Below are 9,126 nucleotides of genomic sequence, written 5' to 3'. Positions count from 1 at the left end.
GAGTCAGCGTATTTCATAGAGGCCCGCAGCAGCAATACCGGCTGCAACAAGGCCGGATATAGAGCTGCAGCCCATCCTGTCTGTCTGAACACACGAAAACTGTTGCAAACGGGACGCGTTCATATAGGCTGGCGCATCACATTCAACTTGTCGTTAGCGCGTCGAAGGACGCAATCAATATCTATCAAGGGAATTCAGACGATACAATTCATAGACCGATAACCTGGGTTAATAAGGTATTAGGCCGCAATGCTGCCGACCCACAGCAGTCTGCATACGCCGGGCTCCCGGTTGAGATAGGTGCATTTTATAGGGTTGGAAATGGATGGGATTACCGAAATTCGATGACAGGAAATGTCAAATCGGATTATCTTAAATATTTTGAGTATTACAGTTGGAACTTCATGGGGTTCAACAATTGAGTGAAAATTTGAAGGCAATATTTTCAGCGCTTTCCGACGACCCATCCGGTTTGGTATGGATCATCGCAACCCTGAATCTGCTAACAATAATTTGTGGACTTCGTGAGAATATTTGGCGCGCGAAAGCCTACAAGGTGATTGTTCTTGTACAGCTTCTTATTGTGCCTATCGTTGCTGCGATGGGATTTCACTACGCGATCCAACCGCCGGCCTAAGATAGAAAAAGTACAGTGGTTCTCGCAGGTTCGATCGTGCGCAGCTAAAGTCGCGTCCGCCACTACACATGCGGATGAACATGCGCCGCCCACGCCTCCATCAACGGGTGGCGCTGTTCCAGCAGGTCCGTGCGGTGATGGACCGCTTCGACCTTATTCGCGACGGTATGCGCGAGCGCACGTTTGGCAAGATCGCGCGCATAGCCGTGTTCGCTGACCCAATCGTGAAAGCTGGAACGAAAGCCGTGCATGGTGGCCACCCGTCGGGTGTGTCGCTTTGGGCTTCCACGCGACGCAGAAAGGACGTTCGCACCATGTTTTCAGCCCGTCACTCAGCCCATCGGCGGATGCAGGATAGCGCCGGAATATTGCAGACCGGATCCGACTCAAAATGCACTCAAACCATTGATAGGAAAGAGAGTTGGTGGACTGGCTCAGAATGCGTTGGATTAGAATTTTGCGGTCCGTCTCTCCGCCTTGAAAATCGAAAGGCGCCACGTTCCTGCTCAACGTAACGCCCTTTTCCTTTCACCCTATCCCGCGATCCGCTCGGTAGTCATAGCCCGCGACAAGCCATGCATCGGCCGGCGCAACGCGACATCAAAGGGATTGGTTTGCGGGCCGATCGCATCCGCCTGGCGGCGCAGCAATTCGACCACCATCGGCAGGCGATCGTCGCCGAGACGCGCCGCCAGGGTGCCGACGCTCAATGCCGCCACCGCGACGCCGGTGCGATCCAGAATCGGCACCGCCACGCCCGCCATGCCGTCGAGCACCCCGCTATTGCGGCCCGCGTAACCGAGTTGGCGCACGCGTTCGATCTCGGTGCGCAAATACACTTCGTCGAGCACGCCATAGCCGCGAATGCGCGGCACATTAAAACGAATGATCTCTTCACGCTCCGCTTCCGGCAGGAACGCGAGAATCGCCAGGCTCCCCTGACCGACACCCAGGGCCACGCGGCCGCCGATATCGCCGGTGAAAGAGCGAATCGGAAACGGCCCTTCGCAGATGTCGAGACACACCGCATCGAAACTGCTTTTAACCAGCAGGAAAATCGTGTCGCCGAGACTCGCGCACAGCCGCAGCAACGCGGGACGGCACAGCGTGCGCATGCCGCTCGGATTGCCGGCCTGCGCGGCGAGCGCAAAAAAATCGACACTCAGCCGATACAGCTTCGAATTTTCGTCCTGTTCGACGATGCCTTCCGCGATCAGCGCATGAAGAATGCGGTGCACCGTGCCTTGTGTCAGACCCACCGCTTTCGCGAGACGCGTGACGCGGCCACCGTCGGATTGCGCTTCGGATAACGCGCGGATCACCGCGAAGGCGCGCTCCAGCATCCCGGGTCCGGGTGCAGTGCCCGTTTCGGCCAGTGCGGGATCGGCTTCTCGTTTGGCGGCAGCATTCATCTCCTGCGCTCCGAATTATTTCATTGATCGGAACACTATAGAGGGTTTTATCCCTGAATGGAATATCCCAGCCACGACCGTTCCATTTGCATTGCGTTCTGATTCATAGGAATTTTCCGGACCCCACGCAGCGGAACAGCTGAAGCCGGTTCCATCGAATATCTTCCATTCATCGGAATTTTTTTCAATCTTATACCGGCAAACGGAATTTGAAATTGACGCCATGCAATTTGGCTAGATAGAGTCGGCTCCATCGAGGCAGTAGCCGATTGAACCGGTGTCGACCCATCCAAAGGCCAGATCATGTCGTTCCTCACACTCACGGACGTAGCGAAATCGTTCGGCGATCTGCAGGCAGTCGCCGACGTGAGCCTGTCGGTTGAAAAAGGCGAGTTCGTTTCGCTGCTCGGACCGTCGGGCTGCGGCAAGACCACCACGTTGCAGATGATTGCGGGCTTTGTCGAAACGACACGCGGGCGTATCACGCTCGACGGCCGCGACATCACGCACATGAAGCCGAACAAGCGCGGCCTCGGCATCGTGTTCCAGAGCTACGCGCTGTTTCCGCATATGAGCGTCGCGGACAACATCGGCTTTGGGCTGGAGATGCGCAACGTCGACAAGGCCGAGCGCAAGGAGCGCGTGCGCGAAGCGCTGGCGCTGGTGCGGCTCGATACGCTCGCGCACCGCTTTCCGCGCGAGTTGTCCGGCGGTCAGCGGCAGCGCGTGGCGATCGCCCGCGCGATCGTGATCGCGCCGCCCGTGCTGCTGCTCGACGAACCCATGTCGAATCTCGACGCCAAGCTGCGCGAAGACATGCAGTTCGAACTGCGCGCCATTCAACGCAAGATCGGCACGACCACCATCATGGTCACGCATGACCAGTCGGAAGCGCTGTCGATCAGCGACCGCGTGGTGGTGATGGAAGCCGGCCGCATTACGCAGATCGACACGCCATACGAAGCGTACGAACGGCCTGAAAACCGATTCGTCTCGCAGTTCATCGGCAAGGCGAACATGCTGGCAGGCAAGGTGGTGGCGCGCGACGGCGACGCGATCCGCATCGACCTCGGACACGATCTCGCCGAGACCGGCCACACCGCGCAACTGCCGGTGCGCGAACGTGTGATCGGCGTCGGCGACGCGGTCACGTTGTGCATTCGTCCGGAAAAGCTGCGCCTGTGCGCGCCGAACGCGGGACGTTTATCGGCCACCGTGACGAGCCGCTTCTTCCTCGGCAGCCAATGGCTGTACCGGGTAGATAGCCGGCTCGGCGAAGTGCTGGTGTGCTGCCAGAACGAAGGCACCGAGCCGCTGCCGGAAGGCGCGGCGGTCGGTGTCGACTGGAACAGCGAAGCGATCCGCTTCATTCAACGGGATGCGCATCATGGCTAGTACGCTGCCCGCTTCGAACAACAACAGCATGAAGACCGGCAATGCACCCCGCGCACCGTGGCACGCGTTCTTACCGTTGTGGCTGATGTGCGCACCGGCTTTCCTGCTGTTTGCGACGCTCGTGCTGGTGCCGCTCGTGATGACGCTGGTACTGACCTTCTACCGCTTCGATCCGTCGAGCGGCCCGCTCGCCGCATTCCAGTTCGGCAACTATGCGGAAGTACTGAAATCGTCGTATTTCCACACGATCTTCCTGCGCACCTTCGGTATCGCCTTTCTGACCACCCTGCTGTGCATCGTGATCGGCACGCCCGAAGCCTACGTGCTGTCGCGCATGCGCGATCCGTATCGCTCGATGTTCCTGCTGATCATTCTCGCGCCGTTGCTGGTCTCGGTCGTGGTGCGCGCGTTCGGCTGGAGCATGCTGCTCAATAGCAACGGCCTTGTGAATCAGGCGTTCGGTCTCGTCGGGCTAGGACCGTACAAGCTCGAATACACCACCTTCGCCATCGTCATCGCACTGGTGCACGTGATGCTGCCGTTCATGGTGATTCCGGTGTGGACCGCGCTGCAGAAGCTCGACCCGCAAACAGAAAATGCCGCGCTTTCGCTGATGGCATCGCCCGCTACGACCTTGCGCCGCATCGTGTTGCCGCAACTCACGCCGGGCATTCTGTCGGGCAGCCTGATGGTGTTCGGCCTGTCGGCGAGCGCGTTCGCGATTCCCGGCCTGCTCGGCGGACGGCGCCTGAAAGTCGCCGCCACTGCGGTCTATGACGAATTCCTCGGCTCGCTGAACTGGCCGCTCGGCGCGACCATCGCGCTCCTGCTGCTGGTCGCGAATCTGATCGTGATGCTCACTTACTACCGGGTTCTGGAACGCAAGTACGCCAGAAGCCTAGGCTGAACCTCCCGAGATCATCATGAGAAAAAACGGCCCCATTGCGCTGATTTTCCACACGCTCGTCATTGCGTTCGTGCTCGCGCCGCTTGTGATCGTCGTGCTGGTCGCCTTCACGCCCGACGAAACGCTCACGCTGCCCACGCATGGCATCTCGCTGCGCTGGTTCCGCGCCATCCTCAACTACCCGGACTTCATCTCGGCGTTCTTCAACAGCCTGAAGCTGGCGTTTGCCTCGGCGACGCTTTCGTTGATCGTCGCGTTGCCTGCTGCTCTAGCGATCGGGCGCGCCCGCTTTCCGGGCCGCGGCTTCCTCAACGGCTTACTGCTGTCGCCGTTGGTGATTCCCGGTCTCGTGCTCGGCATCGCACTGCTGCGCTTCTTCGCGCTGATCGGCGCGACCGGTTCGTTCGCGTGGCTCGTACTCGCGCACATGATCATCATCACGCCGTTCGTGATGCGGCTCGTGCTGGCCTCGGTCAGTGGTCTCGACCGTAGTGTCGAACATGCCGCGCACTCGCTCGGCGCCGACGCGTGGACCACGTTTCGCCGCGTCACCTTCCCGATGATTCTGCCGGGCATTACCGGCGGCTGGTTGCTCGCGTTCATCAATAGCTTCGACGAACTGACGATGTCGATCTTCGTCACCTCGCCGCAAACCGTCACGCTGCCGGTTCGCATGTACATGTACGCGACGGAATCGATCGACCCGATGATGGCCTCCGTCTCCGCGCTGGTGATCTTCATCACCGCCGGCGCGATGCTGCTGCTCGATCGCGTGTATGGGCTCAACCGGATTCTGATCGGCCAGCACTGATGTCTTCTACCGCCCTCTCTCACATGCCGTCGAATTTGCCGTCATCCGAATCTGCCGCGCCGAAGCGCGATGCGCAATTCGTTCGCGTTGCGGAGACGCAGCGTGAACCGCTCAGCTTTTTTATCGACGGACACGAAGTCACCGCGTTGCAAGGCGATACGGTGCTCACCGCTGTGCTGATGCATCAACGTCGCGTGCGCGAAAGCGACTTCAGCGGCGCCCCGCGGGCCGGATTTTGCCTGATCGGCGCTTGTCAGGACTGCTGGATGCGTACCGAAGAGGGGTTGCGTTTGCGCGCGTGCTCGACATTGGTGACACAGGGCATGCGTGTGGTCACGCGGCTCGCTGAAGCTGCTTCTGTTGCTGTCCCTGCTGCTACTGCCGCAACCGCTGCTGTCCCTCCTGCCTCTGCTGCGACTGCGGCTACCTCTGCCGCAGCTGCAACCGGAGACACGCAATGAGCAACCAACACCGCGTGGTTATCGTCGGTGCGGGACCGGCGGGCGTGCGCGCCGCCGAAACGCTGGTTGCGGCCGGCATCAAGCCCATCGTGCTGGATGAAAACGCCCGTTGGGGCGGACAGATCTATCGTCAACCGCCCGCGAACGGCGCCTTCCAGCGCTCGAAGAAAACGCTTTACGGTTTTGAAGCGCACAAAGCCGACGCGTTGCATACGACGATGGCCGCGCTTCTTCCGCACCTCGACTATCGCCCCGACACGCTGGCGTGGGCTTGTGAACCGGGCCGGCTCGATACGCTGCACGCGGGACGGGAAATCAGCGTGCCGTTTTCGCATCTGATCATTGCGAGCGGCGCCACTGATCGCGTGCTGCCGGTGCCGGGTTGGACGCTACCAGGCGTCTACACGCTGGGCGCGGCGCAGGTCGCATTGAAGGCGCAGGGTTGTGCGATCGGTCAGCGCGTGGTGCTCGCAGGCACGGGGCCGCTGCTCTATCTCGTGGCCTATCAGTACGTGAAAGCCGGCGCACAGGTGGTAGCGGTGCTCGACACGAGTCCGCTATCGCAGCAGATTGCCGCGGCGCCGAAACTCGCGCGGCAGCCTGCTACGTTCGCCAAAGGACTCTATTACGTCAGCTGGCTAAAGATGCGCGGCGTGCGGATCGAACGCGATGTGAACCTGATCGGCATTCGTGGCGAGCACGGCGTGAGTGCGATTGAATGGCGTTCTTCAACCGGCAACTCAAAGACCGAAACCCTCGCGTGCGACGCCGTCGGCATCAGCTTTGGCCTGAAGCCTGAAACCCAACTCGCCGATCTCGCCGGGTGCCGCTTCCGTTTCGACGCGCACAACCGTTGCTGGCTCCCCGAGCTCGACCCCGCCGGCCGCAGCTCCGTGCACAGCATCTATCTAGCGGGCGACGGTACGGGCATCGCCGGTGCCGACGCTGCTGAACTCGCCGGCCGTCGCACCGCACTGGCGCTACTCGACGACCTCGGCATCGCGCATCCGCGTGGCCCCGGCATGCGCGACGCGGCTTCCCTCGACCGCAGCCTGCAACGTATCGCTGTGTTTCGCCAGGGTATCGAAGCGGCATTTGCACCGCCCGCAAAATGCGCGGCGCAATGGCCCGACGACATGACCGTATGCCGCTGCGAAGAAGTCGACGCGGGCACCTTGCGGCGCTGCATCCGCGGCGGCGAAGCGCACGAGATCAATCGACTGAAAGCGCTCACGCGAGTCGGCATGGGCCGTTGCCAGGGACGCATGTGTGGCGAAGCGGCATTAACGCTGCTTGCGGAAGAAACCGGCAAACCTCTTGAAGCCGTAGGCCGCTTGCGCAGCCAGCCGCCTGTCAAACCGATTCCGCTATCTCCCGCTATGTATGCCGATGGCGTCGCCGAGATTCCCGAGGAGGCCCGCGATGAGTGACACCTTGCACTACGACGTCGCGATTGCAGGCGGCGGCCTGGTCGGCTCATCAGCGGCATTGGCGCTCGCGCGGCGCGGCTTGCGCGTCGGCCTGTTCGAGCGGCGCTATTGCGGCGCGCAGGCAAGCGGCGTGAACTACGGTGGCGTGCGCGTTCAGGGACGGCCGGTCGAACAGATGCCGCTCGCCATGCGTGCACGGCGCATCTGGGATCGCTTGCCGGAGCTGATCGGCATCGACGGCGAATTCACTGTGTCGGGACATTTGCGGCTCGCGCGCAGCGAAGCCGATCTTGCCGCGCTCGAAGCATGGGCGGACATGGCGCGCGACCACGGACTGCAAGCGCAGTTGATCAGCGGCGCCACGTTCCGGCAACGCTATCCATGGCTGGGCACCGCTGCGATCGGCGGCTCGCTGTGTGCGACCGATGGTCATGCGAATCCGCGTCTGGTGTCACCTGCGTTCGCCCGTGCCGCGCGAGCCGCAGGCGCGGACGTGCGCGAGCAGACCGAACTGACGGGAATCCATCACGACGGCACACGCTTCCAGTTACAAGCAGGCGACACGCGCATCAGCGCCGACTGGCTGATCAATTCAGCGGGCGCATGGGCGAATACGGTTGCCGGTTACTTCGGCGAAACCGCGCCGATGAAACCGATCTACCCGAACATGTGGGTCACCGAGCCGCTGCCGCACTTCATCACGCACAACCTCGGCGTGTACGGCGGCGGCATCTACGCACGGCAAGTGGCGCGTGGCAATTGCGTGATCGGCGGCGGGCGCGGACATGGCGACGGCGAATACGGTCAACCGTCGACGGAAACCACCCGCGCCGTCATGCGCGATGCGTGCGCCCTGCTGCCTCCACTGCGCGAGGCGCTGCTGATCCGCACATGGAGCGGCGTGGAAGGCGAGACGCCCGACAGCAATCCGATTATCGGTGCGAGCCGCACAGTGCCGCGTCTGTTGCATGCGTTCGGCTTTTCGGGCGGCGGGTTTTTGCTGGCGCCAGGGGTCGGCGAAATACTCGCGGATCTTGTGATCGACGGCGCCACGACCACACCGCTCGACGCTTTTTCGATCAATCGCTTCGCTGCTGTTGTTGCGCCATCCGTCGTCTAGTTGTCGCCTGGTTATCGCTTATCGCTTTGTTATCGCCCAGTCATCGCCTCGTAATCGTTTAATGAAACTCAGGAGCCCCTCAATGAAACTGTTCAAGACGATCGCGGCGCTGGCCGCATTGTGCGCATTCGGTGCGGCCGCGCCTGCATGGTCGGAGACCAAGACCATTTACATCGGCATGAACGGCGGTCCGATGGAAAAGGCCTATACGAGCCAGGTCCTGCCCGACTTCGAGAAAGCCAACAACGTCAAAGTGGTCGTGGTGCCCGGCACCTCGTCGGACATTCTCGCCAAGCTGCTCGCCAACAAGGCGAATCCGCAAATTCACGTGGTGTTTCTCGACGACGGCGTGATGGCGCGCGCGGTCAGCACGGGTGTGTGCAAGAAGCTCGACGACTCGCCGGTGCTCAAGGAGCTCTATCCGTTCGCGCGCATGAAGGACGACATGGGCGCGGGCGTGCAACTCGGCATGACCGGCATCGCGTACAACAAGAAGCTGTTCGCTGAAAAAGGCTGGGCGCCGCCGACTTCATGGATGGACTTTGCCGATCCGAAGTACAAGGGCAAAGTGGTGTTCCAGTCCGCTTCGAGCAGCACCTTCGGCCTGCACGGCTTTCTGGCGATCAACCGTTTGATGGGCGGCAGCGAGCAGAACGTCGAACCGGGCTTCACGAAATGGGCGAGCACGGTTGGCCCGAACGTCGTGGAATACGTGCCGAATTCGGCGAAAATTTCCGAAATGGTCCAGACCGGCGAAGCGGGCCTGTTCCCGTTGACGCCGACTGCCGTAGGTGATCTGCAGGACAAGGGCATTCCGGTCGGCTATGGGAGAGTAGCCCGGAGGAGTCGCACCCCCAGGCTCTCGTAGAACGGTGCGTGAGCCTCTCGACTCACACCGCTCCTATCAGGCAAACGTACCGACCATACCGCGTCGCCAGTGCACGAAGAGGTCC

At 61.4% G+C, this 9,126-nt stretch carries 9 protein-coding genes and 1 pseudogene; 8 read left to right on the top strand and 2 right to left on the bottom strand.

The window, feature by feature from the left end; genetic code table 11:
* The first annotated feature begins 394 nt into the window (after positions 1-394).
* On the top strand, positions 395-637 hold the full coding sequence (locus GNZ13_RS51605; RefSeq protein WP_216675025.1) for a hypothetical protein: 243 nt from the start codon (positions 395-397) through the stop codon (positions 635-637).
* Between the two features lie 62 nt (positions 638-699).
* Here GNZ13_RS51605 and GNZ13_RS26180 read toward each other — a convergent pair whose 3' ends face one another.
* Together GNZ13_RS26180 and GNZ13_RS26175 are read right to left on the bottom strand one after the other, a co-directional pair.
* The gene (locus tag GNZ13_RS26180; RefSeq protein ID WP_216675024.1) at positions 700-888 is read right to left on the bottom strand and encodes a hypothetical protein; all 189 of its coding nucleotides are present in this window, start codon (positions 886-888) and stop codon (positions 700-702) included.
* 282 nt (positions 889-1,170) lie between these two features.
* On the bottom strand, positions 1,171-2,049 hold the full coding sequence (locus GNZ13_RS26175; protein WP_172169873.1) for an IclR family transcriptional regulator: 879 nt from the start codon (positions 2,047-2,049) through the stop codon (positions 1,171-1,173).
* A gap of 303 nt (positions 2,050-2,352) precedes the next feature.
* Here GNZ13_RS26175 and GNZ13_RS26170 point away from each other — a divergent pair, with 303 nt between their 5' ends.
* The 7 genes and pseudogenes from GNZ13_RS26170 to GNZ13_RS26140 form a co-directional block, all read left to right on the top strand.
* Positions 2,353-3,444 carry an ABC transporter ATP-binding protein gene (locus GNZ13_RS26170; RefSeq protein ID WP_172169871.1) on the top strand — a complete coding sequence of 364 codons (1,092 nt, stop codon included), beginning with the start codon at positions 2,353-2,355 and terminating at the stop codon, positions 3,442-3,444.
* A complete protein-coding gene (locus tag GNZ13_RS26165) occupies positions 3,437-4,351 on the top strand; it encodes an ABC transporter permease (RefSeq protein ID WP_172169869.1) in 915 nt (304 codons plus the stop codon). The genes GNZ13_RS26170 and GNZ13_RS26165 overlap by 8 nt, the downstream gene beginning before the upstream one ends.
* Positions 4,352-4,367: 16 nt before the next feature.
* The gene (locus tag GNZ13_RS26160; protein WP_172169867.1) at positions 4,368-5,162 is read left to right on the top strand and encodes an ABC transporter permease; all 795 of its coding nucleotides are present in this window, start codon (positions 4,368-4,370) and stop codon (positions 5,160-5,162) included.
* Positions 5,163-5,185: 23 nt separating this feature from the next.
* On the top strand, positions 5,186-5,623 hold the full coding sequence (locus tag GNZ13_RS26155) for a (2Fe-2S)-binding protein (RefSeq protein WP_172169875.1): 438 nt from the start codon (positions 5,186-5,188) through the stop codon (positions 5,621-5,623).
* A complete protein-coding gene (locus GNZ13_RS26150) occupies positions 5,620-7,053 on the top strand; it encodes an NAD(P)/FAD-dependent oxidoreductase (protein ID WP_172169865.1) in 1,434 nt (477 codons plus the stop codon). The genes GNZ13_RS26155 and GNZ13_RS26150 overlap by 4 nt, the downstream gene beginning before the upstream one ends.
* A complete protein-coding gene (locus tag GNZ13_RS26145) occupies positions 7,046-8,173 on the top strand; it encodes an NAD(P)/FAD-dependent oxidoreductase (protein WP_172169863.1) in 1,128 nt (375 codons plus the stop codon). The genes GNZ13_RS26150 and GNZ13_RS26145 overlap by 8 nt, the downstream gene beginning before the upstream one ends.
* Positions 8,174-8,255: 82 nt before the next feature.
* Positions 8,256-8,999 (top strand): annotated as a pseudogene (locus GNZ13_RS26140) (extracellular solute-binding protein); the annotation flags it as partial.
* Positions 9,000-9,126 lie beyond the last annotated feature (127 nt).

The sequence above is a fragment of the Paraburkholderia elongata genome, from assembly GCF_013177735.1.
In the GTDB taxonomy this organism is placed as follows: Bacteria; Pseudomonadota; Gammaproteobacteria; order Burkholderiales; family Burkholderiaceae; genus Paraburkholderia; species Paraburkholderia elongata.
Note: the sequence above shows the minus strand (reverse complement) of the source record. Positions and strands in the feature narration are given on the sequence as shown.